The organism is Actinomadura madurae (genome assembly GCF_047130825.1).
GTDB classification, from domain to species: Bacteria; Actinomycetota; Actinomycetes; order Streptosporangiales; family Streptosporangiaceae; genus Spirillospora; species Spirillospora madurae.
The window spans coordinates 4642157-4665339 of the sequence record NZ_CP083237.1 but is presented as its reverse complement, the minus strand read 5'-3'; the positions used below and the strand labels follow the sequence as shown (position 1 = coordinate 4665339).

22 protein-coding genes are annotated in these 23183 nt (G+C 73.2%); 14 read left to right on the top strand and 8 right to left on the bottom strand.

From position 1 onward, the window contains the following. Nucleotides 1-6 precede the first annotated feature (6 nt). From K8Z49_RS20995 to K8Z49_RS20975, 5 genes are all read left to right on the top strand, one after another. Nucleotides 7-189 carry a Trm112 family protein gene (locus K8Z49_RS20995; RefSeq protein WP_021595990.1) on the top strand — a complete coding sequence of 61 codons (183 nt, stop codon included), beginning with the start codon at nucleotides 7-9 and terminating at the stop codon, nucleotides 187-189. Continuing rightward, nucleotides 186-1331 carry an SIS domain-containing protein gene (locus tag K8Z49_RS20990; protein ID WP_075020723.1) on the top strand — a complete coding sequence of 382 codons (1146 nt, stop codon included), beginning with the start codon at nucleotides 186-188 and terminating at the stop codon, nucleotides 1329-1331. Before K8Z49_RS20995 ends, K8Z49_RS20990 begins: the two co-directional genes overlap by 4 nt. Continuing rightward, nucleotides 1332-2387, top strand: a complete 1056-nt coding sequence (locus tag K8Z49_RS20985; protein WP_021595988.1) for a cation diffusion facilitator family transporter — start codon at nucleotides 1332-1334, stop codon at nucleotides 2385-2387. It abuts the gene before it with no gap. 431 nt (nucleotides 2388-2818) lie between these two features. Then, the gene (locus K8Z49_RS20980) at nucleotides 2819-4390 is read left to right on the top strand and encodes a sensor histidine kinase (protein WP_021595987.1); all 1572 of its coding nucleotides are present in this window, start codon (nucleotides 2819-2821) and stop codon (nucleotides 4388-4390) included. A 54-nt stretch (nucleotides 4391-4444) separates the two neighbouring features. Further along, complete coding sequence (locus tag K8Z49_RS20975) at nucleotides 4445-5119, top strand: response regulator (protein ID WP_075020724.1); 675 nt, start codon at nucleotides 4445-4447, stop codon at nucleotides 5117-5119. Here K8Z49_RS20975 and K8Z49_RS20970 read toward each other — a convergent pair. Further along, nucleotides 5116-5577, bottom strand: coding sequence for a hypothetical protein (locus tag K8Z49_RS20970; RefSeq protein ID WP_412520391.1), 462 nt, complete (start codon nucleotides 5575-5577; stop codon nucleotides 5116-5118). The two genes, K8Z49_RS20975 and K8Z49_RS20970, sit on opposite strands and share 4 nt — an antisense overlap. Before the next feature lie 38 nt (nucleotides 5578-5615). Further along, nucleotides 5616-5969, bottom strand: coding sequence for a MerR family transcriptional regulator (locus K8Z49_RS20965; protein ID WP_021595984.1), 354 nt, complete (start codon nucleotides 5967-5969; stop codon nucleotides 5616-5618). Between the two features lie 167 nt (nucleotides 5970-6136). Between K8Z49_RS20965 and ahcY (K8Z49_RS20960) the strand changes: the two genes are divergently transcribed. The 4 genes from ahcY (K8Z49_RS20960) to K8Z49_RS20945 all read left to right on the top strand — a co-directional run bounded on the left by ahcY (K8Z49_RS20960) (nucleotide 6137) and on the right by K8Z49_RS20945 (nucleotide 10538). Next, nucleotides 6137-7567, top strand: coding sequence for an adenosylhomocysteinase (gene ahcY, locus K8Z49_RS20960; RefSeq protein ID WP_021595983.1), 1431 nt, complete (start codon nucleotides 6137-6139; stop codon nucleotides 7565-7567). A 106-nt stretch (nucleotides 7568-7673) separates the two neighbouring features. After that, the gene (gene ahcY, locus K8Z49_RS20955; protein WP_024934321.1) at nucleotides 7674-8930 is read left to right on the top strand and encodes an adenosylhomocysteinase; all 1257 of its coding nucleotides are present in this window, start codon (nucleotides 7674-7676) and stop codon (nucleotides 8928-8930) included. Further along, entirely contained in the window at nucleotides 8930-9508 is a 579-nt protein-coding gene (locus K8Z49_RS20950) for a hypothetical protein (protein ID WP_021595981.1), read from the top strand. Before ahcY (K8Z49_RS20955) ends, K8Z49_RS20950 begins: the two co-directional genes overlap by 1 nt. 58 nt (nucleotides 9509-9566) lie before the next feature. Further along, nucleotides 9567-10538, top strand: a complete 972-nt coding sequence (locus K8Z49_RS20945; protein WP_146877296.1) for an LppU/SCO3897 family protein — start codon at nucleotides 9567-9569, stop codon at nucleotides 10536-10538. Between the two features lie 4 nt (nucleotides 10539-10542). On the opposite strand, the gene K8Z49_RS20940 is transcribed toward K8Z49_RS20945, so the two are convergent. After that, nucleotides 10543-11580 (bottom strand): RDD family protein, encoded by a 1038-nt coding sequence (locus K8Z49_RS20940; RefSeq protein ID WP_075020727.1) that lies wholly within the window; start codon nucleotides 11578-11580, stop codon nucleotides 10543-10545. 72 nt (nucleotides 11581-11652) lie between these two features. Here K8Z49_RS20940 and K8Z49_RS20935 point away from each other — a divergent pair, with 72 nt between their 5' ends. Continuing rightward, nucleotides 11653-12648, top strand: coding sequence for a stage II sporulation protein M (locus K8Z49_RS20935; RefSeq protein ID WP_021598332.1), 996 nt, complete (start codon nucleotides 11653-11655; stop codon nucleotides 12646-12648). 21 nt (nucleotides 12649-12669) lie between these two features. Here the strand turns inward: K8Z49_RS20935 and K8Z49_RS20930 are convergent, their stop codons facing one another. From K8Z49_RS20930 to K8Z49_RS20910, 5 genes are read right to left on the bottom strand one after another with little or no spacing between them, the layout of a single operon-like run. Beyond that, nucleotides 12670-13962 carry a DUF58 domain-containing protein gene (locus K8Z49_RS20930; protein ID WP_412520387.1) on the bottom strand — a complete coding sequence of 431 codons (1293 nt, stop codon included), beginning with the start codon at nucleotides 13960-13962 and terminating at the stop codon, nucleotides 12670-12672. Then, nucleotides 13962-14933, bottom strand: a complete 972-nt coding sequence (locus tag K8Z49_RS20925) for an AAA family ATPase (RefSeq protein WP_235206312.1) — start codon at nucleotides 14931-14933, stop codon at nucleotides 13962-13964. Before K8Z49_RS20925 ends, K8Z49_RS20930 begins: the two co-directional genes overlap by 1 nt. A gap of 59 nt (nucleotides 14934-14992) precedes the next feature. Next, on the bottom strand, nucleotides 14993-16198 hold the full coding sequence (locus tag K8Z49_RS20920) for a DUF4350 domain-containing protein (protein WP_021598335.1): 1206 nt from the start codon (nucleotides 16196-16198) through the stop codon (nucleotides 14993-14995). Further along, the gene (locus K8Z49_RS20915; RefSeq protein ID WP_412520385.1) at nucleotides 16192-16869 is read right to left on the bottom strand and encodes a DUF4129 domain-containing protein; all 678 of its coding nucleotides are present in this window, start codon (nucleotides 16867-16869) and stop codon (nucleotides 16192-16194) included. Before K8Z49_RS20915 ends, K8Z49_RS20920 begins: the two co-directional genes overlap by 7 nt. After that, nucleotides 16866-17957, bottom strand: a complete 1092-nt coding sequence (locus K8Z49_RS20910) for a hypothetical protein (RefSeq protein WP_021598337.1) — start codon at nucleotides 17955-17957, stop codon at nucleotides 16866-16868. The genes K8Z49_RS20915 and K8Z49_RS20910 overlap by 4 nt, the downstream gene beginning before the upstream one ends. Before the next feature lie 287 nt (nucleotides 17958-18244). Here K8Z49_RS20910 and mtrA point away from each other — a divergent pair, with 287 nt between their 5' ends. From mtrA to K8Z49_RS20890, 4 genes are all read left to right on the top strand, one after another. Further along, nucleotides 18245-18922, top strand: coding sequence for an MtrAB system response regulator MtrA (gene mtrA / locus K8Z49_RS20905; protein ID WP_021598338.1), 678 nt, complete (start codon nucleotides 18245-18247; stop codon nucleotides 18920-18922). 23 nt (nucleotides 18923-18945) lie between these two features. Next, nucleotides 18946-20571, top strand: a complete 1626-nt coding sequence (mtrB, locus tag K8Z49_RS20900; protein ID WP_075020731.1) for an MtrAB system histidine kinase MtrB — start codon at nucleotides 18946-18948, stop codon at nucleotides 20569-20571. Next, on the top strand, nucleotides 20568-22364 hold the full coding sequence (locus tag K8Z49_RS20895; RefSeq protein ID WP_412520382.1) for an LpqB family beta-propeller domain-containing protein: 1797 nt from the start codon (nucleotides 20568-20570) through the stop codon (nucleotides 22362-22364). The genes mtrB and K8Z49_RS20895 overlap by 4 nt, the downstream gene beginning before the upstream one ends. A gap of 78 nt (nucleotides 22365-22442) precedes the next feature. After that, complete coding sequence (locus tag K8Z49_RS20890) at nucleotides 22443-23108, top strand: ComF family protein (RefSeq protein ID WP_024934327.1); 666 nt, start codon at nucleotides 22443-22445, stop codon at nucleotides 23106-23108. Nucleotides 23109-23183 lie beyond the last annotated feature (75 nt).

Genomic DNA, 23183 nt, shown 5'->3' with positions numbered 1-23183 from the left:
GCTGCCATGACGATGAAGCTGGACTCCTGGCTCCTGGAGATCCTCGCCTGCCCCAACTGCGGCGGCGACCTGCGGGCCGACGAGCCGGCCGGCGAGCTGGTGTGCACCGGCTCGTGCGGCTACGCCTACCCCGTCCGGGACGACATCCCCGTTCTCCTCGTGGACGAGGCCAGGACCCCCGCCTCGTGAACACCCTCGACCCTTCGCGCCTTGAGGACGCGGAGACGGCCGAGGCCGCCGACCCCGGCGGGATGCTGCGGCAGGTCGCCTCGTCGGCCTCCCAGGTCAGGGAGGCGCAGCGGGCGGCGGCGGAGGCGGGCATCGCCGGCCTGGCCGAGGACGGCAGGCCCCGCGCGGTCGTGGTCGCCGGCATGGGCGCGTCGGGCGCCTCGGGCGACGTGCTCGCCGCCGTGTGCGGCGCGGGCTGCGCCGTCCCGGTGTTCACCGTGCGCGGATACCGGCTGCCCGGCTGGGTGGGCGCGGCCGACCTGGTCGTCGCGGTGTCCTGCTCCGGGAGCACGGAGGAGACGCTGGAGGTCGCCGCGGAGGCGGCCCGCCGCGGATGCCGGCTCCTGTTCGTCGGCGCGGCGGACTCGCCGCTCGCCGCCCTGGCCGGCCAGAGCCGCGGGGTCTTCGTCCCCGTCCGGTCGGCGGGGCAGCCCCGCTCGACGCTGTGGGGCCTGACCGTCCCGCTCGTCCTCGCCGCCCGGACCCTGCGCCTGGTGGACGTCCCCGACGCAGTGCTGGAGTCCACGGCCGGGCTGCTGGAGGACGTCGCGCACCGGTGCCGGCCGTCCAGCGAGCCGTTCGTCAACCCGGCCAAGCGGATCGCGCTCGATCTGGCGGGCGACGTGCCGATGGTGTGGGGCTCGTCCGCCGTGGCGGGCGCCGCGGCCTCCCGGCTGTGCGGCCAGCTGAACGCGAACGCCAAGTACCCGGCCGTCCTCGGCGAGGTCCCGGAGACGGGCCACGACCAGGTGATGGCGTTCGACGGGTTCTTCGCGCGGGCCGGGTCCTCGTCCGACCTGTCCGACCCCGATGACTTCTTCCGCGACCGTGTCGACGACCCCGAGCACGGCCTGCACCTCGTCGTCCTGCGGGACGTGGAAGAGCATCCGCGGGTGCGCAGGCGGTGCGACGCGTCCGCCATGATGGCCCGCGACCGGGGCGTCGCGGTCACCGAGCTGCGGGCCGAGGGGACCCACCCGCTGGAGAGAATCGCGACTCTGATCGCGTTGGCCGACTATGTCACGGTTTACTTGGCTATCGCGCTGGGCGTGGATCCGACGCCCGTGCCTGCCATCGAAGAGCTCAAAGCGAGGATTGCGTAGATGAGTGCTGAGGGTGGAACGAAGGCCATCGTCGCCGCGCTGGCCGCCAACCTCGGGATCGCGGTGTCGAAGGCCGTCGCGTTCGCGTTCACGGGTTCGTCGTCCATGCTGGCCGAGTCGATTCACTCGGTCGCCGACTCGGGCAACCAGGCCCTGCTGTTGATCGGCCGCAAACGGTCCGAACGGGACCGGACGCCGGAGCACCCGTTCGGCTACGGCCGCGAACGCTACTTCTACGCGTTCGTCGTCGCGGTCGTCCTGTTCACGGTCGGTGCGGCGTTCTCGCTGTACGAGGGCTACCACAAGATCTCCCACCCGGAGGAGGTCAAGGCCCCGGCCTGGGCGTTCGGCGTGCTGATCGTCGCGATCGTGCTGGAGACGTTCTCGTTCCGCACCGCGATCCAGGAGTCGAACGCGGTCCGCGGCGAGCAGTCGTGGTGGTCGTTCATCCGCCATGCCAAGGCGCCCGAACTCCCCGTCGTGCTGCTGGAGGACCTCGCCGCCCTCGTCGGCCTGTTCCTGGCCCTCTTCGGCGTGACGGCGGCCGTGGTCACCGGCGACGGCGTCTGGGACGGCGTCGGCACCGTGGCGATCGGCCTGCTGCTCGGCGTGGTCGCGACGATCCTGGCGATCGAGACCAAGAGCCTGCTGATCGGCGAGGGCGTCGACCCGCAGACCGAGCGGCGGATCGTCACCGCGCTGGAGTCGGTCGACGAGGTCGCCCGGCTCATCCACATCAGGACCGAGTACATCGGCCCGGACGCGCTGCTCATCGCCGCGAAGATCGCCGTCCACCACGACGACACGGCGGCCGAGGTGGCCCGCGGCATCGACGCCGCGGAGGCGAGGATCCGGGAGCAGTTCCCGGTGGCGAAGCTCATCTACCTGGAGCCGGCGCTCGACGAGCCGTCCGGTGCGGGCGCCGCGGACGGCGGCGCGACCCCGGACGGGGACGCGGACACCGGAGCGGACGCGGATGCGGGCGCGGACACCGGAACGGACGGGGGTTCGGGTGGAGACGCGGTCGTGACCCCGGACGCGCCGCCCTCGTCCTAGGCGGGCCGGTTCCCTGCGGGCCCGGTCATCGGCTGGGCCCGCCGCCGGCGGGCCTGTCATCGACGGGCCTGTCATCGGCACGGGACCCCTCGCCGGGCGACCGCGGAAGTGCCGGCCGACCCCAGCCCAGGCGAGACCGGCGAGTGCCTCCGAGGAGGCGGACCGCGGCCGTCCGGCGAGGTGCTTTCCCATGCCTCCCCGCCCGGACCCCTGAAAACCGGGCGGTTCTGGTGTGACCGCGGCGGTCCCGCCGAACCCCCTACGTCGGCGGCGACCACCGTCGCGGTCACGAGTAAGACACTACGTTCGCGGTGCTCTCCGGCACGTCCCCCTCAAGGAGGGATCACGGGTGGTACTCCAGGTGGATCCCCGTCACCCGCATACATCCGCACGGTGAGGTGTCCGCCCGCCTCAGCGGTCAGTATTGAGGGGTGAGCACCGATGACAAGGCCCGGACCGGACCCGACCCCGCGGGGTTCGGCCCAGCCGTCGCGCACCACGCGTGGCGGCTGTCCGGCCGGATCGTCGCGGGCGTCGGGCAACTCCTCCTCTGGATACTCACCGGCATCGGCACCCTGCTGCGCCCGCTCGCGGTCAAGCTCGGCGCGCGGCTGAACGGCTCGGCGGGACGCCGGCCGGCCCCGGGCATGCCCGGAGCGCCGCCCGCCCCGGCGGGGGCGACGGCGCCGCTGCCCCGGTGGATCAACGCCTGGAGGGAGGTCGCCGGCTCCTGGTACTTCGCCCCGCTGACCGGGCTCGCCCTGACGATCGCGGCGCTGGCGGAGCTGGCGCCGCGCGTCGACACGCCGCTCAGCCTCGCCGGCGGGTTCGCGGTCGCGGCGACGCTCCCGCTCGTCTGGCGCCGGGAGAACCTGCGGCCGGTCGCGGCGGTCGTGCTCAGCGCGTTCGCGGCGAGCCTGCTGACCGGGCAGATCCTCCTCGTCACCACCGGCTTCGCCGCCCTCTACACGCTGTACGCGCTGGGACGGCAGCTGCCCCGGCAGTCGACCGGCGTCCTCGCGGTCGGCAGCGTCGCCACCATCGCGGTGGTGTACCTCGCCGCCGGGACGCTCGACGACGTCCCGTGGCCCGCCCCGATCGTCGCCGTCCTCGCCGCCATCGGGCTCGGGGACGCGCGGCGCGTCGTCGAGACCGCCGGGCGGACGGAGGCGGAGGCCGCCGAACGCACCAACGAGACCCTCACCCGGCTCAACACCGTCCAGCGGGAGCAGGCCGTGATGCGGGAGCGCGCCCGCATCGCCCGCGAGCTGCACGACGTCGTCGCGCACTCCGTCTCCATGATCGCCGTGCAGGCGGAGACCGCCCCGTACACGATGGAGAACCTGTCGCCCGAGGCCCGCGCCGGCTACACCGAGATCGCCAAGACGGCCCGGGAGGCGCTGGTGGAGATGCGCCGGCTGCTGTCGGTGCTGCGCGCCGACGCCAAGCCCGAACCGGAGGCGGCCAACTCGCCGCAGCCGCGCCTGGACCGGCTGCCCGACCTCATCGACCAGCACCGCGGCGCCGGCGGCCATGTCGACCTCGCCGTGCACGGCGACCCGCGCGACCTGTCCGCGACGGTCGAGCTGTCGGCGTACCGGATCGTGCAGGAGGCGCTGACCAACGCGCGGCGGCACGCGCCCGGCGCCGGCGTCCGCGTCGACCTGACCTTCCTGCCGGACCGGCTCGCGGTCCGCGTCCGGGACGACGGCGCGTCCGCGCCCACCCAGGTCCTGAACCGGCAGGATCCCGGTTCCCGTACAGCGATACTGGACCCCGCGGGCCCGACCTCCGTGGACGCCGGACGCACCCGCCTGGAGTCGCCGGAGTCCGGTGGCGGACACGGCCTCGTGGGGATGCGAGAACGTGCGACGATGCTGGGCGGGCGGTTCTCCGCCGGCCCCGCCACCGAGGGCGGGTTCCTGGTGGAGGCCGAGCTTCCGCTGACGAGGGAGGGGAATTCCATCCGTGGACACGGTTCGCAGGCGCCCCCCGGCCGCTGATCCGGCCGCCCACCCGGGCGGACGCCTCCTCCACGAGCCCGCGGGGCGGCCCCGGTGATCAACGTGCTGATCGTCGACGACCAGACGATCGTGCGGGCCGGGTTCGCCGCCCTGCTCGACGCGCAGGACGACATCAGCGTGATCGGCGAGGCCGGCGACGGGCGCGAGGCCGTCCGGATCGCCGAGCGGAGCCGTCCCGACGTCGTCGTCATGGACATCCGGATGCCCGGCATGGACGGCATCGAGGCCACCCGCCGCATCCTCGCGCTGCCCGGCGCGGAGGGTGTCCGGGTGCTGGTGCTGACGACGTTCGACGTCGACGAGTACGTCTACGAGGCGCTCGCCGTCGGAGCGAGCGGCTTCCTGCTGAAGGACGCGACGGCCGACGAGCTGGTGTCCGCGGTCCGGGTGGTGGCGCGCGGCGACTCGCTGCTGGCGCCGCAGGTGACCGGGCGGCTCATCCGCGAGTTCACCAAGCAGCGGCGCAACCGGCCGCAGGCGCCGTCGGAGCTCGCCACGCTGACCGCGCGGGAGACCGAGGTGCTCGTGCTGATCGCGGGCGGTCTGTCCAACGGGGAGATCGCCGAGCGGCTCGTCGTCAGCGAGCACACCGTGAAGACGCACGTCGCACGCGTCTTCACCAAGCTCGGCCTGCGCGACCGGGCGCAGGCGGTGATGCTGGCGTACGAGTCCGGGGTGGTCGTTCCCGGCGAGAACGCCGCGGGCTAGCCGCGGTAGGGCGGGTACCCGCCGGGCGGCTGCGGCGGATACGGCTGCGCGGGCGGCGGGTATCCGGGCTGCGCGGGCGGATACACGGGCTGTGCGGCGGGCTGCGCGGGCGGGTACGCCGGCGCCGGCGGGTACGCGGCGGGCCGCCCGGGGCCGGTCCCGTGCGGGGTGGCACGGTGGCGGGGCCCGGTGGACGCGCCGGCGATGAACACCACCCCGCCGATCGCCACGATCGGCCCGACGATCATCATGATGACGTTCTCGCGGCCGTTCTTCGACTTCTGCACGTCGTAGGAGCGGTTGGTCGCGCGGCCGTCGCGGATCGTCGTGCACGTGTCGCCCGGCGACATCGTCCGGCTCCCGCACTTGACGTCGCGGTCGCCGCTCGATGCGACGCCGCCCACGAAGAGGCCGATGCCGATGACGATGCCGAGCACGCCGTAGACGATGGAACGCACTGTGCCGCCTCCTCCGGTTACGGCCGGGATCGTAGTGGCTACCGGCGGCGGAGAAGGCGCATCGCCTTCTCCTTCTCGAAGTCGAGGGCGCGGGTGGGCGGCGCGGACAGCCGCCCGATGCGTTCCCCCAGTTCGCGGACGTGCGCCTGCACCTGCGGCTCGGCCAGGACGCGCAGCCCGAACGCCAGCTCTGCCGGGCCGATGTCGTAGCGCTTCTCCAGTGCGAGGGCGAGCGCCACGGCGCGCAGCTCGGCGTCCCCGAACCGGCGGTGGCCTCCTCCGCTCCTGGTGAACGACGCGTCCCGGGTGGCGGGCAGCAGCCCGAGGGCCTCGCGGTAGCGGAGCATGCGGGGCGAGGTGCCGAGCCGCCGGGCGGCCTCCGTGATGCGCATACGGCAATTCTGACAAATTTGTGTGAGAAAGTCGCCTCCGACCGTGCTTCGAGGTGCCCGCCGCCCGTAGACTCGCGGCGTTGACGCCGCCTCGCACACACGTCAGGGCACACGCGTCAAGCCCTCGCGTACGACAGCGCGCACACGACCAAGGGAGCAACGAAAGCATGGACTACAAGGTCGCCGACCTGTCGCTGGCCGACTTCGGGCGCCGGGAGATCCGGCTCGCCGAGCACGAGATGCCGGGCCTGATGGCGGTGCGCGAGGAGTACTCCGCCGCCAAGCCGCTGCGCGGCGCCAAGATCATGGGCTCGCTGCACATGACGATCCAGACGGCCGTGCTCATCGAGACGCTGGTCGAGCTGGGCGCCGACGTCCGCTGGGTGTCCTGCAACATCTTCTCCACGCAGGACCACGCCGCCGCGGCGGTCGTCGTCGGCAAGGACGGCACGAAGGACGACCCGCAGGGCGTCCCGGTGTTCGCCTGGAAGGGCGAGACGCTCGAAGAGTACTGGTGGTGCACCGACCAGGCCCTTCAGTGGCCGGATGGCGCCGGCCCGAACATGATCCTGGACGACGGCGGCGACGCGACCCTCCTCGTCCACAAGGGCGCCGAGTACGAGAAGGCGGGCGCCGTCCCGGCGGCCACCGAGGACGACCCCGAGGAGTGGGGCATCATCCTCGACACCCTCCGCCGCACCATCGCCGACAAGCCCGGCCGCTGGACCGAGACCGCCACCGGGATCAAGGGCGTCACCGAGGAGACCACCACCGGCGTCCACCGCCTGTACGAGATGGCGAAGGCCGGCACCCTCGCCTTCCCGGCGATCAACGTCAACGACTCGGTCACCAAGTCGAAGTTCGACAACAAGTACGGCTGCCGCCACTCCGTCATCGACGGTCTCAACCGCGCCACCGACGTCCTCATCGGCGGCAAGGTCGCCGTCGTCTGCGGCTACGGCGACGTCGGCAAGGGCTGCGCCGACGCGCTGCGCGGCCAGGGCGCCCGCGTCGTCGTCACCGAGATCGACCCGATCTGCGCGCTGCAGGCCGCCATGGACGGCTTCCAGGTCACCACCCTGGACGAGGTCGTCGACAAGGCCGACATCTTCGTCACGACCACCGGCAACTTCAACATCATCACGGCCGACCACATGGCCCGGATGAAGCACCAGGCGATCGTGTCCAACATCGGGCACTTCGACAACGAGATCGACATGGCCGGCCTCGCGAAGACCCCGGGCATCGAGAAGATCGAGATCAAGCCGCAGGTGCACGAGTGGCGCTTCACCGACGGCCACTCCATCATCGTGCTCGCCGAGGGCCGCCTGATGAACCTCGGCTGCGCCACCGGCCACCCGTCCTTCGTGATGTCGAACTCCTTCACCAACCAGGTGATCGCGCAGATCGAGCTCTTCACCAAGACCGACGAGTACCCGATCGGCGTGTACGTCCTTCCGAAGCACCTGGACGAGAAGGTCGCCCGCCTCCACCTCGACGCCCTCGGCGTCAAGCTCACCGAGCTCACCAAGGAGCAGGCCGACTACATCGGCGTCCACGTCGAGGGGCCGTACAAGCCCGACCACTATCGTTACTAGATTCATCTCCTCCTCCGGGCCTTGACGGCGGTGGTTGGGGGAGAGTGGGCGTGGCTAAGCTGCCGGGCGGGTTTCGGTCCGTCCGGCAGCTGCTTTTGGGGGTGTGATGAGCGATATCGCGGATGTCTCGCTGGCGTATGAGGGCGTCAAGCGGATCGAGTGGGCCGATCGGAGCATGCCCGTGCTGCGGCAGGTGCGGGAGCGGTTCGCCGCCGAGCGCCCGCTGGACGGGCTGAAGGTCGCGGCGTGCATGCACATCACGACCGAGACCGCCGGGCTCATCCGCACCCTCCAGGCGGGCGGGGCGAGCGTGGCGCTCGCGGCGTCCAACCCGCTGTCCACGCAGGACGACACCGCCGCGGCGCTGGTGCGGGAGTACGGGGCGGAGGTCTTCGCGCGGGCGGGCACCGATCGCGAGGGGTACTACGCGCACATCCACCAGGCGCTGGAGACCGGGCCGGACCTCGTCCTGGACGACGGCTGCGACCTGGTCAACACGCTGCACATCGACCGGACGGACTTGCTCGGCACGGTGAAGGCGGGCTGCGAGCAGACGACGACGGGCGTCATCCGGCTGCACCAGATGGCTCTGGAGGGCGCGCTGAAGTTCCCGATGGTCGCGGTGAACGACACCGACACCAAGCACATGTTCGACAACCGGTACGGGACCGGCCAGTCGACGCTGGACGGCATCGTCCGGGCCACGAACACGCTGCTCGCCGGGAAGACCATCGTGATCGCGGGGTTCGGGTACTGCGGGCGCGGCCTCGCCGAGCGGGCCCGCGGACTGGGGGCGCGGGTGGTCGTCACCGAGATCGACCCCGTGAAGGCACTCGACGCGGCGTTGCAGGGCTTCGCCGTGCAGCCGATGGCGGAGGCCGCGGCGGAGGGCGACGTCTTCATCACGGTGACCGGCAACCGCGACGTGGTGAACGGCGACCACCTCGCCGTGATGAAGGACGGCGCGATCCTCGCGAACTCCGGGCACTTCGACGTCGAGATCGACGTGCGGGCGCTCGGCGACATGGCCGTCGAGGTGCACCGCGGGGTGCGCCCGCAGACCGACGAGTACGTCCTGGCCGACGGCCGGCGCCTCGTCCTGCTCGCCGAGGGGCGGCTGGTCAACCTGGCCGCCGCGGAGGGGCACCCGGCGGCGGTGATGGACATGTCGTTCGCCGACCAGGCGCTCACCTGCGCGTGGCTCGCGACCGCGCACGCGACGCTGTCCCCGGCCGTCCACGACGTGCCCAAGGAGATCGACACGGAGGTGGCGCGGCTCAAGCTGGCCTCGATGTCCATCTCCATCGACCGGCTCACCCCGGACCAGGAGGACTACCTGCACTCCTGGCGTCTCGGATCCTGATGCCCTCCGGCACGTACCTGCACCTGGACGGGGAACTGGAGGAGCGCTTCCGGTGCGCGCCCGGCCCCGGCGGGTGGCGCTACACCTCCACGCGGTCCGACGGCGTCCGCCTGGACCTGGTCGTGGACGCGCGCTGGCGCCAGATCCGCGTCGAGCTGGTCACGCCGGAGTGGTGGCTGCGGGGCGGCGTCACCGGTCCCGAGCTGGCCTGGGTGCGGGCGGCCGGGGAGACGGGCACCGAGCACGGCGAGCGCGCGGCCGGGTTCGTCTCCGACTCGCCCGGGTTCCTCGTCGCCGTCGCCCGCTCCCTCGACCTCGGCGAGAACGAGCAGGCCGACGTCCGACTCGTCCGGCTGAGCGGGACGGCGCTGGCGGCGCTGACCGCCACGTGGCGCTGGCGGCTCGCCGGGACGTCCTCCCACGAGACCGAGACCGAGCCGCTGCGGGTCTCGGAGTACGAGGTCACCGACCTGTCCACGGGCGAGGTCGAGACGGTCCACCTCGCCGGCGACGTCGTCCTGGCCGCGCCGGGGATCGAGCTGACCGACCTGGAATCGCCTCCCGGCTTCCTTAGCTGACGCCGTCCTAGGCGGTTGGTATCTTCATCCCGCTTCGAGATCAAAGGGGAGGCGGGCGGTGTACGGACAGGTACCGGACGGTCAAGGCCGGCCAGGGAACCCCGCACCTCCGCCGGGCCCCGCGGTCCCGCCGCCCGGCGGGCACGCGGCCTACGGCCCGCCCGGGCCCGTCCCGGCCCCCAAGAGGCCTTCGCCGCTGGTGTGGGTCGCGGTGGCCGCCGCGGGCGCCCTCATGCTCGGCGGCCTCGTCGTCGTGATGCTCCTGCCGGGCGGCGACCCGAGCGGGCCGGTGAAGGCCGGGCAGTGCGTCGACACCGGCTTCGGGTCGGAGGGGAGTGACCGCATCCCGGCCAGCCTCCGCGTGAGCTGCGACGACGCCGGAGCGAAGGCCAGGGTCGTGAAGATCACCGACAAGGGGGAGGCCTCGGGCTTCGGCTACGGCACCCGCGCCGAGCCCGACTGCCCGGCCGGGACGGACGGCGTCACGAACGTCCGCGAGAAGAAGGACGGCAAGCGGTACTACGAGGCCTGCGTCCGCAACCTCAAGGGACCCCACCCGGGCGACCCCGGCGCGGGCGGCGCCTTCCTGTCGGTCGGCGACTGCGTGAGCAGCGGCTCCATCGGCTTCGGCAAGGAGCAGCCGTGCTCCGAGGACGACTGGTACGGCAAGGTGATCGCCCGCGTCGACGGCGAGAAGTCGTGCCCGTCCCAGACGCTGGAGGCCATGAGGCTGCGCTCCTTCGGCGGCGGGAACATCGCCCGGCCCGTGCTGTGCCTCGGCCCGGGAGGCGGCGTCCTGTCGCCCGGCGACTGCATCGAGGACCCCTCGTTCACCATCGGCGACCTGGACAAGGCCGAGTGCGGGTCCGGCCAGGCCGTCGCCAAGGTCGTCGGACGGGTGACGGCCGAGCGCGAATGCCCGGCCGAGGCCACCCACTTCATGACCAGCAAGGGCGCCTTCAAGCCGGTGCTGTGCATGAAGAAGCTGCGCCCCACCCTGACCGAGAAGCTCCGGTCGCTCCCGAGCTGACGCCTCAGTAGCCCTGATACGGCCCCTGCGGCGTCGGGGCACCCGCCGGGCCCATCGGGTAGGGGCCGGGCCGCGGGGGCGCGTTCAGGACGTTCTGGTAGGGCCCCGCGCCGTAGTCGGACGGCGGAAGGAACTGCGGCTGCCCCGGCCCGGGGGTGCTGAACGGCGGCGGGGCCGGCGGGCCCTGCCGCGGCGGCCCCGACGGCGCGGGCCCGGCCATCGCCATCGCGGGCGCCTGCGCGGGAGCGGCACCCCACGCCTGCGGCCCGAACCGGCGCATCCGCCGCGCCCACCGCTCGGCCAGCCGCCGCTCCTCCCGGTGGCGGCGCTCGGCGAGCACGGCCGACAGCAGGATCTCGGGCCGCACCCCCGGCGGCGGAGGCGGGCTCACCACCGCGACGACCTGCGACGCGATCCGCTCCCCCAGCGAGTCGCGGACCTCCGGCAGCAGCTCCCAGAACCGGGACAGGTACTGCCGCGCCGTCATCGCCAGCTCGTCCGACAGCATCGACAGCTCCAGCGTCCGGGCCCACCAGGCGAGCTGCGGCGGCATCACGGCGACCGGCCCGTACAGCATCGACACCGGGACCCGCTCCTGGATGACGATCGTCCCGGCGAACAGGTCGCCGAGCCGCTTGCCGCGCCGGTTGCAGAACGACGTGATCAGCGCCGGCGAGCCGTAGAACATCCAGAACTCGACCACCCCGGCCAGCGCCCGCAGCAGCGCCTGCCGGAACCGGATCGGCCCGCCGTCGTCGGCGACCACGCGGAGGCCGAGGGCCATCTTCCCGAGCGTCCGGCCCCGCGTCAGCGTCTCGAAGAGGCACGGGTACCCGACGAAGACGGCGGCGACGACCAGGATGGTCAGCCCGGCCGTCCACGCGTCGTCCGCGACGAGCGACGTCATCAGCGTGACGTAGAGGAGGACGTTGAGCAGGACCGCCTGGAAAAGCAGGTCGAGCAGGATGGCGCAGCCACGGCTGGCCAGCCGCGCGACGCGCAGGTCGAGCGCTACGGCCTCGCCGGTGACGAGTTCGGCCATGTCCCGTGCCTCCAATGCCGGTGGACGACCCATTTTGCCGGTTCTACGGACCGAGGCGTTAGTCTCCCCGGGGTGGACGTCGACGCCTACGTGGCCGCGCACAACGCCGAATGGCAGCGCCTGGAGTGGCTCATCAACCACAGCCGCAGGCTGAGCGGCGCGGAAGCCGACGAACTGGTCGAGCTCTACCAGCGGACGGCGACGCACCTGTCGGTCGTCCGGTCCAGCTCGCCCGACCCGCAGCTGCTGAGCCGCCTCTCGTCGCTCGTGGCGCGGGGCAGGGCCGCCGTGGCCGGCGCGCAGGCCCCGCTCTGGCGGGACGTCCGCCGCTTCGCGACCGTGTCGTTCCCCGCGACCGCCTACCGGATGCGGTGGTGGTGGCTCGGCAACGCCGTCCTCGGCAACCTGGTCGCGCTGGCCCTGGCCATCTGGGTCGTGCACAGCCCGGAGGTGCAGGCCAGCGTCGGCACCCCGGCCGAGATCCGCGAGCTCGTCGAGCACGACTTCGCGAACTACTACACCGAGCATTCGGCGTCGTCGTTCGCGTTCCAGGTGTGGACCAACAACGCCTGGGTCTCCGCGATCGCGCTGATCTTCGGGATCCTGCTCGGCATCCCCACCGTGTACGTCCTGCTGCTGAACCAGCTCAACCTCGGCCTCATCGGCGGCCTGATGTTCGCCTACGGCAAGGGCGACGTGTTCTTCGGCCTGATCCTCCCGCACGGCCTGCTGGAGCTGACCGCCGTCTACCTCGCCTGCGCCGGCGGCCTCAAACTCGGCTGGACGATCATCGACCCCGGGCCGCGGCGCCGCGGCCAGGCCCTCGCCGAGGAAGGCCGCGCCGCGGTCAGCATCGCCATCGGCCTCGTCGCCGTCCTGCTCGTCTCCGGCCTCATCGAGGGCTTCGTGACCGGCTGGGTGCACACCACCTGGCTGCGCATCACCATCGGCGTCGTCGCCGAGGCCGCCTTCCTCACCTACGTGATCGTCCTCGGCCGCCGCGCCGTCCGCGCCGGCGAGACCGGCGACGCCGACCTCCGCCCCGACCAACAGCCGGTGACGGCATGAGGTGTTGACGCCTACGACGGGCTACAGGCGGCCGGCGGCTTTTAGGGCCAGGTAGGCGTCTGCTAGGGCGGGGGCTATTTCTTCCGGTGGGGCGTCCACCACCTCTACGCCGTGGCCGCGTAGTTCCGCCGTGAGGCGGCGGCGTTCGGCGCGGGCGCGTTCGGCGGCGGCCGCGTCGTAGACGGCGGCCAGGTCGCCGCGGCTCCCGGCCATCTCGCCGACCCGCGGGTCCGACACCGCGGCGATCATGACGAGGTGGCGGGCGGTGAGCTGCGGGAGCAGGGGCAGCAGGCCCTCCTCGATCGCGGCCGTGTTCAGCTCGGTGAGCAGCACGACCAGGCAGCGCTGGCGGACGCGCGCCAGCAGCGTCGACACCATCCCGGCGGCGTCGAATTCGAGGAGCTCCGGCTCCAGCGGCGCGAGGGCGTGGACCAGCGAGGGCAGCAGGTCCGTGCGGGACGCGCCCTCGACGCGGGTGCGGACGCGCCGGTCGTAGGCGAGCAGGTCGACGCGGTCGCCGGCGCGGGACGCGAGGGCGCCGAGCAGCAGCGCGGCGTCCATCGAGCAGTCGAGCCGGGGGATGTCGCCGACGCGGCCCGCGGACGTGCGGCCGGTGTCGAGCACCATGTAGATCCGCCGGTCGCGCTCGGGGCGCCACGTCCGGACCACCACGTCGTGGCGGCGCGCCGTGGCCCGCCAGTCGATGGAGCGGACGTCGTCGCCGTCCACGTACTCGCGCAGGGAGTCGAACTCGGTGCCCTGCCCGCGGATCAGCGCCACGTGCGCGCCGGTCAGCTCGCGCAGCCGGGCGAGCTTGGCCGGGAGGTGGCGGCGGGACGGGAACGCGGGCAGGGCGCGGACCGTCCAGGGCGCCTTGCGGGAGAGCTGCCGGGCGGCCAGCCCGAGCGGCCCGACGGAGCGGACGACGACGGTGACCGCCTTCCGGTCGCCGCGGCGGGTCGGCGTCAAGGTCATCTCGACGCGGCGCCGCTCGCCGGCGGGCACGTTCACCTTGACCGTGCGGGGCGCGGCGCCCGCGCTGGGCGGCCACACGTCCCGCAGGCGGGCCTTGAGGCGCCGCCGCCCGAGGTTCTCCACGATCAGCGACACCGTGGCGGTCTCGCCCAGGCGCACGTTGGTGTCGCCGGCGCGGTGGAACCGCAGGGCCCGCACGTTCCCGGCCATGGTCAGGTCGGCGACGACGCCGAGCAGCAGGACGCCCCACACCGCGAACAGCGTCCACCAGCTCGGCGCGAACAACGGGACGATCGCGCCGAGCAGGGCCAGCAGCCCCAGGCGTCCGGTCAGCGCCATCAGCGCGGGGCGGGGACGTGGGCGAGGATGCCCTCCAGCACGCCGTCGGCCGTCGCGCCCTCCAGCTCCGCCTCGGGACGCAGCTGGACGCGGTGCCGCAGCGTCGGCCTGGCCAGCGCCTTCACATCGTCCGGCGTGACGTAGTCGCGGCCCGACAGCCACGCCCAGGCGCGCGAGGTGGCCAGCAGCGCCGTCGCGCCGCGCGGCGACACGCCGAGCTGGAGCGACGGGGACTGCCGCGTCGCCCTGCACAGGTCGACCACGTAGGCGGCGACCTTGGGATCGAGGTGCACGGACCGCACCGAGGCCCGGCCGGCGGCCAGCTCGTCGGCGCCCGCCACCGCCTTCACCTCCGACAGGTCGCGCGGGTCGAACCCGGCCGCGTGCCGCTGGAGCATGGAGATCTCCTCGTCCCGCGTGGGGACGGGCACGGTCAGCTTGACCAGGAACCGGTCGAGCTGCGCCTCGGGCAGCGGATAGGTGCCCTCGTACTCGATCGGGTTCTGGGTCGCGCAGACGACGAACGGGTCGGGCAGGGGGCGCGCGGAGCCCTCCACGGAGACCTGCCGCTCCTCCATGGCCTCCAGGAGGGACGCCTGGGTCTTCGGCGGCGTCCGGTTGATCTCGTCGGCCAGCAGGAGGTTGGTGAAGACCGGGCCCTCGCGGAACTCGAACTCCACGGTCCGGTTGTCGTAGACCAGCGACCCGGTCACGTCGCCCGGCATCAGGTCGGGGGTGAACTGGACCCGCTTGAAGTCCAGGTCCAGCGCCCGCGACAGCGTCTTGATGAGCAGCGTCTTGGCCGTGCCGGGGACGCCCTCCAGCAGCACGTGGCCGCGGCAGAGCAACGCGATGACCAGGCCGGTCACCACGGAATCCTGGCCGACGACCGTCTTGGCGACCTCTCCGCGCAGCGCGGTCAGCGCCGCGCGGGCCGTCTCGGCCTGCTGCCGGGCCTCCTCGGACGGCACGCCGGGCCCCGTGCCGCCGGCGCCCGGCACGTCGTCCTTCCCGAGCTCTACAGGGTGGTTCAAGACTGGCGTACCTGCCTTTCCAGGTCGTCGAGGACGTCGGTGAGGGCGATCAGCCCGGCGTCGTCCAAGGGTTCAGGACCGTACAGGGCCGCCCCGACGTACGTCTCGTCGTACATCGTGCGGCGGGCGACCGCCGTGACGATCTCCTGCGCGGCCGAAGGGTCCTGCGCGCTGCTGCGGGGGAGCCCGAGCAGGGGGACGAGCCGCTCGCGGGCCCCGGAGCGCAGCGCGTCCGAGGCGCGGTCGCGGGCGCGCCCGGCGCGGTAGAGGCGGGCGCGGCCCTCGACCGTCTCGGCGGACCGGACGACGACGGGCAGCGCCTCCGCCACGACCGGGCCGAGCCTGCGCGCCCGCCACAGGGCCACCAGGACCACCGCGACGAGCAGTTCGAGGATGAGCAGCTTGACGCCGAACGGGAGGAGGTCGCCGATCGACTGCTGCCCGGCGCCCGAGCCCGCCTCCGGCAGGTCCGGCACCAGCCAGACCACGGAGGAGCCGCCACCACTGGCCAGGTTCATGGCCAGCGCCGCGTTGCCCTCCTCGGTGAGGCGCCGGTTGGTCAGCGGCGCCGCGGAGCCGAGGACGGTCACCGTGCTCGCGCCGTTCTGGACCCGGACGAGCCGGGGAGCGCCGTACTCCGTCTGGTAGCAGGACGTGCCGGAGCCCGTGACGTCGTAGGTGTCCGACTGGTGGAAGGCGACCTTCCCCGCGAGCGTCGCCGCGTCCAGGGCGCAGCCCGGCTCGTCGGCCTCCTCGTACGTCGGCCCGTCCCGGCGCACCTGGGGCGCGAGCGCGTCCAGCGCGAACGACGTCGGCCGGACGAGGAGCATGAAGACCGGCGCGGCGCGGAGCCGGCCCAGGTCCTCCTCGGTGAGCCGCTCCGAACGGGTCACGACCATGGCCGAGCCGGGCGTGGCGGCGGCGAGGGCGTCGTCGGTGCTCCTGGCGACCGTCACCTGGGTGCCGTTCTGCCGGAGGATCTCCGCGAGCGCCCGGCTTCCGTCCGGCTTCGGCGACCCGGGGTCGAGCGCGTCCGCCGACGTCGCCGGCCGCAGCGCGGCGAGGACGATCGCGATCACGATCATCGCGAGGACGACCGCGACGACGCCGCGCGCCGACCGCCAGCGCCGCCCGGCGACCTGCCGGGCGGACGGCTCGGCCCCCTCCGCGCGGCCGCTCCGCGGCGGGGACGCCGTCACCATCGCGGGCCCCCTTCGTCGTCGGCCCCGGCGAGCGCGAGGCCGTCCGCCTCCAGCGGTTTCGGCCGCGCCGCCCGCAGCCGCTCGTCCAGCTCCGTCATCCGCGCGTACCCCTCCGGCGTCCCCGGGCGGTCGCCGTACCAGACGTCGTCGAAGATCCGCACGCCGGCGCCCAGGTCCTCGGCGAGGTCGGGGACGGCCTCCCCGGCCTCCGCCGCCAGCTCGTCCGCGGTCCGCCCCGGACGCGCGGCGAGGACCGCGCGCTCCTCCAGGTCGCGGGCGATCGCGCGGAGCCGTTCGCGGATCGCCTCGGCCCACTGCCCGGCCTCGGCGTAGCGCTCCGCCGCGTCCCGGTGGTCGACCGCGCGGGACGGCCCGTCCTCCAGCAGCGGGTCCTTGCGGGAGCGCGGGTTGCGGCGCCCCCGCATCAGCCACACGATCAGCGCGACGGCGATGAGCGCGATCACGACCATGATGGCGATGGAGAGCCAGCCGCCGCCGTCGCCCTGCCCCTGGGGGTCCGGCGCCCGGCTCGTCAGCTCCCGCAGCCACTCGGTGAAGTCGTCCCAGGCGCGCTCCAGCCAGGACGGCTTGTCGCGCTGGTAGACCTGCTTCTCCAGCTCGCGGCGGGCCATCTCGCGGGCCTCGTCGCGGCCGATCGGATCGAGCATCATGAACCGGTCCCCGTCCACGGGCGTGCCTGTACCGGACCGGTCCGCCACAGGCCGGCGAACCCCTCCGGGTCCTCCCCGTCGTCCGCGTGTTCGTTGTCCGCGTGCCCGTCACCGCGTTCGCCGGCGGCGACGGCCGCGGCGGAACGTCCCCGGGTGCGCAGGTCGAGGTCGAAGCCCTCGCGGCGCATCCGGCGGTCCATGTAGACCAGCGCGATCACGCCCGCGTCGAACGGGATCACCACCGACCAGCTCACGATCCGCCCGAGGGTGTCCACCGCGAGCGCGCCCATCGTCGAGCCGCTGCCGGAGGAGTCGCCGAAGAAGACCAGCTGCACGAACAGGAACGGGATCCGGAGCGCGAAGAAGCCCATGAACACGGTGACCAGAGTGGCCAGCAGGAGCGCTCCGAACGTCCGCCACCATCGTCTCTTGGAGAGCGTGACCGCCCGGCGCAGCGCACCGCTCACGGTCTGCCGTTCCAGGACGACCGCCGGCACGGCCTGCACGAACAGAATGTAGAGCCACACCATCAGCCCGAGGCCGATGGGGATGCCGAATATCCCCGCTAGCACCCCGAAGGCAGGGCGAGCCCCTGCGGCGATCAGCAGGATGAACGGCGCGATAGGCAGGACGAGCGCGCCCAGCGAGATGCCGATGACGGCCACCGCGGTGGCGACCAGCCGTCCCAGGCTCGGCCGCGCGTCCCGCCACGCCTGCCGCGGCGCGACCGGCAGGCCCACCAGCTCCCGGCCCAGGATCGGCGCGACCAGCCCCGACAGCAGCAGGATCCCGAACGCCGACAGCACCAGCCCCAGCACCGTCAGCGTGGACTGCGCGCCGATCGACTCCAGCAGCACGTCCGGCGTGACCTCGTCGCGGGCCTCGTCGCCGATGAAGAAGTAGGCGGCGATCGAGCTCGTCACCTGGATCGCCGTGCTGGCGGCCACCGACAGGCCCAGCGTCGTGCGCGGCCGGCGCCGGATCCCGGTGATCGCGCCGTCGAGTATCTCCGAGAGAGACATCGGACGGAACGGGACATTCCGCACCACATCGGTGGCGTCGTCGTCCCAGCTTCCCGTTCCCGGCATCCCGTCTCCCTGCGATTTACGGCGGGGTCTGCGGCGCGTCCGGCCGGGCCCTCTTCCGGCCCCGGCACGTCCGCCGGTCAGGTCATCCTGTCACGGGCGAGCTGTGAACCTTGCGCCGGTTTCGGGAGTCACCTCTACAATTCCGAGCCGCCCGCCCGTTACGGGAGAGCCATGTACGACGCAAACGCGGGTAACCTTGCACGCCAAGGCATATCTCTCCCTGGCGAGGTGGCGCCGGAGCCTCGCGCCCCACTCCACCGAACCCCGACTTTGTGACGATGAGGGCCATGAGAGGACGTGTACTGGTCGTCGACGACGATCTCGCGCTCGCCGAGATGCTCGGCATCGTGCTGAGGGGCGAGGGTTTCGAGCCCTCGTTCGTCCACGACGGCGACAAGGCGCTCGAGGCGTTCCGGGAGACCCGGCCCGACCTCGTGCTGCTCGACCTGATGCTGCCCGGGGCCGACGGCATCGACGTGTGCCGGCAGATCCGCGCCGAGTCCGGCGTGCCGATCGTCATGCTGACGGCCAAGAGCGACACCGTGGACGTCGTCCTCGGCCTGGAGTCCGGCGCCGACGACTACATCGTCAAGCCGTTCAAGCCCAAGGAGCTCGTCGCGCGCGTCCGCGCCCGGCTGCGGCGCACCGACGAGCCCGCGCCCGAGACCCTGCAGATCGGCGACATCACGATCGACGTCGCCGGGCACTCGGTCAAGCGCGGCGACCGGCACATCCCCCTGACCCCGCTGGAGTTCGACCTGCTGGTCGCCCTCGCCCGCAAGCCCCGCCAGGTGTTCACCCGCGAGGTGCTGCTGGAGCAGGTGTGGGGCTACCGGCACGCCGCCGACACCCGGCTGGTGAACGTGCACGTCCAGCGGCTCCGCGCCAAGATCGAGAAGGATCCGGAACGGCCTGAGATCGTGGTCACCGTCCGCGGTGTCGGTTACAAGGCCGGCCCCGCCTGACCGGCACCGGCATGAGGCCCGACATGAGGAGGGCGAAGCGGCTCGCCCGGCGCGGGCTGGGGACGGTGCGGCGCGTGCTGCGCGGAGCCGCGCGGGCCGCCTACCTGCGGTGGCGCCGGTCGATCCAGGTGCGCGTCGTCACGTCCACGCTGTTCATCTCGGCGATCGTGGTGGCCATCCTGGGCGCGTTCCTCATGCAGCAGGTGTCGTCCGCCCTCATGGACGGCAAGGTCAAGGCGGCACGTCTCCAACTGGACGACGGCCTGGCCCAGGTACAGCGCGACCTCGGAAACTCGGCCGGCGACGGCAGCAGGCTGAACTCGACGATCGATCGGCTGAAAGCCCGCAGCGGCCCGTCCGGGCTCTACGAGGTGTACATCCGCGACACCACCGAGCAGTACTTCGACGGGTACACCACCAACGAACTACGCCAGGAGAGCGTCCCCAAACGGCTGCGCGAAGAGCTGAGGAACGCGCCCGCGGGTGCGCGCGCCTACACCTATGGCAAGCTCTCCTACGTCGGAGACAGGCCGAACGAACGCGGCCTCATCGTCGGCGGCAAGACCGGCCAGTTCGAGCTGTACTACCTGTTCCCCCTCACGGAGGAACAGCAGACCCTGACCAACGTCAGCCGCTCTCTGGCCGGAGTGGGCATCGTCCTGGTGCTGCTCCTGGCGGCCATCGCCTCGCTGGTCACGCGGCAGGTCGTCATCCCCGTACGGCTGGCCGCCCAGGGCGCGCAGAGGCTCGCCGCCGGACGTCTCGAAGAGCGCATGAGGGTCCGCGGTGAGGACGATCTGGCGCGCCTCGCCCGCTCCTTCAACGACATGGCCGCGAACCTCCAGGAGAAGATCGGCGAGCTGGAGGACCTGTCGCAGGTGCAGCGCCAGTTCGTCTCGGACGTCTCGCACGAGCTGCGCACGCCCCTGACCACCATCCGCATCGCCGCGGACATGCTCTACGAGAACCGCGACACCTTCGACGACCCGGCCGTCGGGCGCTCCGCGGAGCTGCTGCAGAGCCAGCTGGAGCGGTTCGAGTCGCTCCTGGCCGACCTGCTGGAGATCAGCCGGCACGACGCCGGCGCCGCGACCCTGGACGCCGAGTCCCTCGACATGCGCGACCTCGTCCTGCGGGTCGTCGGCGACATCCAGGGGCTCTCCGAGCGCAAGGGCAGCAAGGTCGTCCTGCAGCTCCCCGGCGAACCGTGCATGGCCGAGGTCGACCGCCGCCGCGTCGAGCGGATCCTGCGCAACCTACTCGTCAACGCCGTCGAGCACGGCGAGGGCGAGGACATCGTCGTCTCCGTCGGCGCCGACCGCGACGCCGTCGCCGTCGCCGTCCGCGACCACGGCGTCGGGCTCAAGCCGGGGGAGGGGCAGATGGTCTTCGACCGCTTCTGGCGCGCCGACCCCGCCCGCGCCCGCACCACCGGCGGCACCGGGCTCGGCCTGTCGATCTCCCGGGAGGACGCGCAGCTGCACGGCGGCTGGCTCCAGGCCTGGGGGGAGCCCGGCGCGGGCTCCCAGTTCCGGCTCTCGCTGCCCCGCGTCGCCGGCGCCGAGCTGCGGGGCTCGCCGCTGCCGCTCGTCCCCCCGGGCGCCGGAGACGCGCGCCCGCTGTTCGCGGAACTGGAGGCCGGCGAATGACCGAGTGCACCGGGGCCCGGCGGGTCACGTGCCTCCTCGTGGTCGCCGTCCTGGCCCTCGGCGGCGCGGGCTGCGCGAACGTGCCGAGCGGCGGCCAGGTGGTCAGCGGCCGGCCCGCCGAGCGCGCCGAGCGCGTCGACGACCCCTACGTCCGGCTCATCCCGGTGAAGCCGCGCCCCGAGTGGGGGCCCGCGCAGATCGTCTCGGGTTTCCTCGCGGCGTCCGCGAGCTTCGACGACGGCCACAAGGTCGCCAAGATGTACCTCGGCGGCCGGACGTCCTGGAACCCGGGCCTGCGGCCGTTCGTGACCGTCCTCGCGAGCCGCATCACCGACCCGCATGTGATCAAGGCGTCCGGCGGGCAGGCGACCGTCCGCGTGACCGGCGAGGAGCTCGGCACCATCACCGCGGACGGCCAGTACACCGCCTCGCCGAAGAACCTCGACGCCACGTTCCAGCTCACCAAGACGCCGCAGGGCGTCTGGCGCATCACCGGCCTCCCCGGCGACGACAAGGCCGGCCTGCTGCTCACCAAGGACGACGTCGAGCGCGCCATGCGCACCGTCAACCTGTACTTCTTCGCGCCCGACCGGCGTACCCTCGTCCCGAACGGCATCTTCCTGCCGGTCGTGAACCGGCAGACCCTGCCGACGCAGCTCGTCCAGGCGCTGCTGACCGGACCGACCTCCTGGCTGACCGGAGCCGTGCAGACCGCGTTCCCCGAGGGCACGCGGCTGCGGCACGGCGTCCGGATCGAGAAGGACGTCGCGACCGTCGACCTCAGCAGGCAGGCCCGCGGCGGCGACATCGACCGGATGTCGGCCCAGCTCGCCTGGACGATGCGGCAGCTCTCGGAGATCAAGTCGCTGCGGCTGCGGATCGACGGCGAGACCGTCGCGCCGGAGGGCATGGACGCCACCCAGGCGGTGAACGGCTGGGAGGGCAACTCGCCCGACGGCGGGGCGCCCCCCGAGAGCGCCCACCAGAACGCCTACGTCGTCGGCCCGTCCGGCTTCCTCGGCACCCTGGAGGGCGACCGCGCCCAGCCCGTCGTGACCGGCCCCGCCGGGAGCCTCTCCCGTCCCGCCGTCGCCCCCGACCACCAGGAGTTCGCCGGGCTGAGCGCGGACGGCGGGCAGGTCCTCGTCGCCGCGCCCGTCACCGGCCAGCCGACGTCCCGCGTCCTGCTGACCGCGCACCGCGGCGCCCGCTTCACGGCCCCGTCCTGGAGCCATGACGGCACGCTGTGGGTCGTGGAGAGCGGCGAGAACGAGTCGTGGCTGTGGGTGCGCCCGCGCGGCGGGCCGCCCGTCCGCGCAGCCCACTGGGGCCTCGGCGGCCGCGAGGTGCTCGCCTTCCGCGTCGCCCGCGACGGCGTCCGCGCCGCGGTGATCGCCCGCGTGGACGGCCGCCCCCAGGTCCAGCTCGGCCGCATCGCCCACGCCCCCGACGGCTCCCTGGACGTGGGCTCGTTCCTGCCGGTGAGCTCCGAGCTCCAGGACGCCGTCGACCTCGCGTGGCGGGACTTCGGCACCCTCGCCGTCCTCGGCCGCGCCAAGCGCGACTCCCAGACCCTCCCGTTCCTGATGCCGATCAGCGGCAGCGCGATCACCTCCCTCGGCGTCGGCTCCCTGGGCGAGCCCCGCACGATCGCCGCCGCCCCGGGCGCCCCGATCCTCATCGGCACCCGCTCGGGCGGCAAGGACCAGATCTGCCGCCAGCGCGCCCCGAGCAACTCCTACAGCCCCTGGATCTGCCCGACCCCGGCCAAGGACCCCACCTACCCCGGCTGACCCTCTGGGGGGCGGCGAGTTATCCACAGTTGAGGGAGCCGGAGACGCCGTCAACGCCGGCGCGGCATCGTCGAGGGCATGAACGTTCTCTCCGACCTGATCGAGTTCCTTCTGCCCGAACGCTGCGCCGGGTGCGGGCTGGCTCCGGCCCTGCTGTGCGACGGGTGCGCCAAGCCCCTGCGGGGGGCGGCACGTCCCGCGAGAACGGCCCCTGCCGGGCTGCCGCCCCCGTGGACCGTGGCGGCCTACGAGGGCCCTCTCAGAACGATCCTGGGCGCCTACAAGGAGCGCGGGCGCACGGCGCTCTCCGTCCCGCTGGGGGAGGCGCTGGCGACCGCCGTCCGCGCCGCCCTCACCCCCGGCCCCGACCCGCCGCTCGTGGTCTGGGTCCCGTCGGGCCGGCGGGCCGTGCGGCGGCGCGGGCACGATCCGCTCCGCGGGGCGGTCGAGGCGGCGGTCCGGCGGCTGCGGGAGAGCGGGGTGCCGGTGACCGCGGTGGACGCGTTACGGCAGCGTGGGAGGGTCGCGGACCAGGTGGGGCTCTCGGTGGCGCAGCGCGCCGCCAACCTCGCCGGGGCCATCGAGGCGCGCGGCTCGCTCGCCGGACGCCCGGTCCTCCTGGTCGACGACGTGGTCACGACGGGCGCGTCCCTCGCCGAGGCCGCGCGGGCGCTACGCGCGGCAGGCGCGGACGTGACGGGAGCGGCGACCATCGCCGCCACTCCACGCCACAGATCCTGGTGACTTTCTTCCCCCGAGCCGTCGGGGATGGCAGTCAGTGACAATGTGTAGTGAGCAGATATCCGCCTTGTCCGTGTT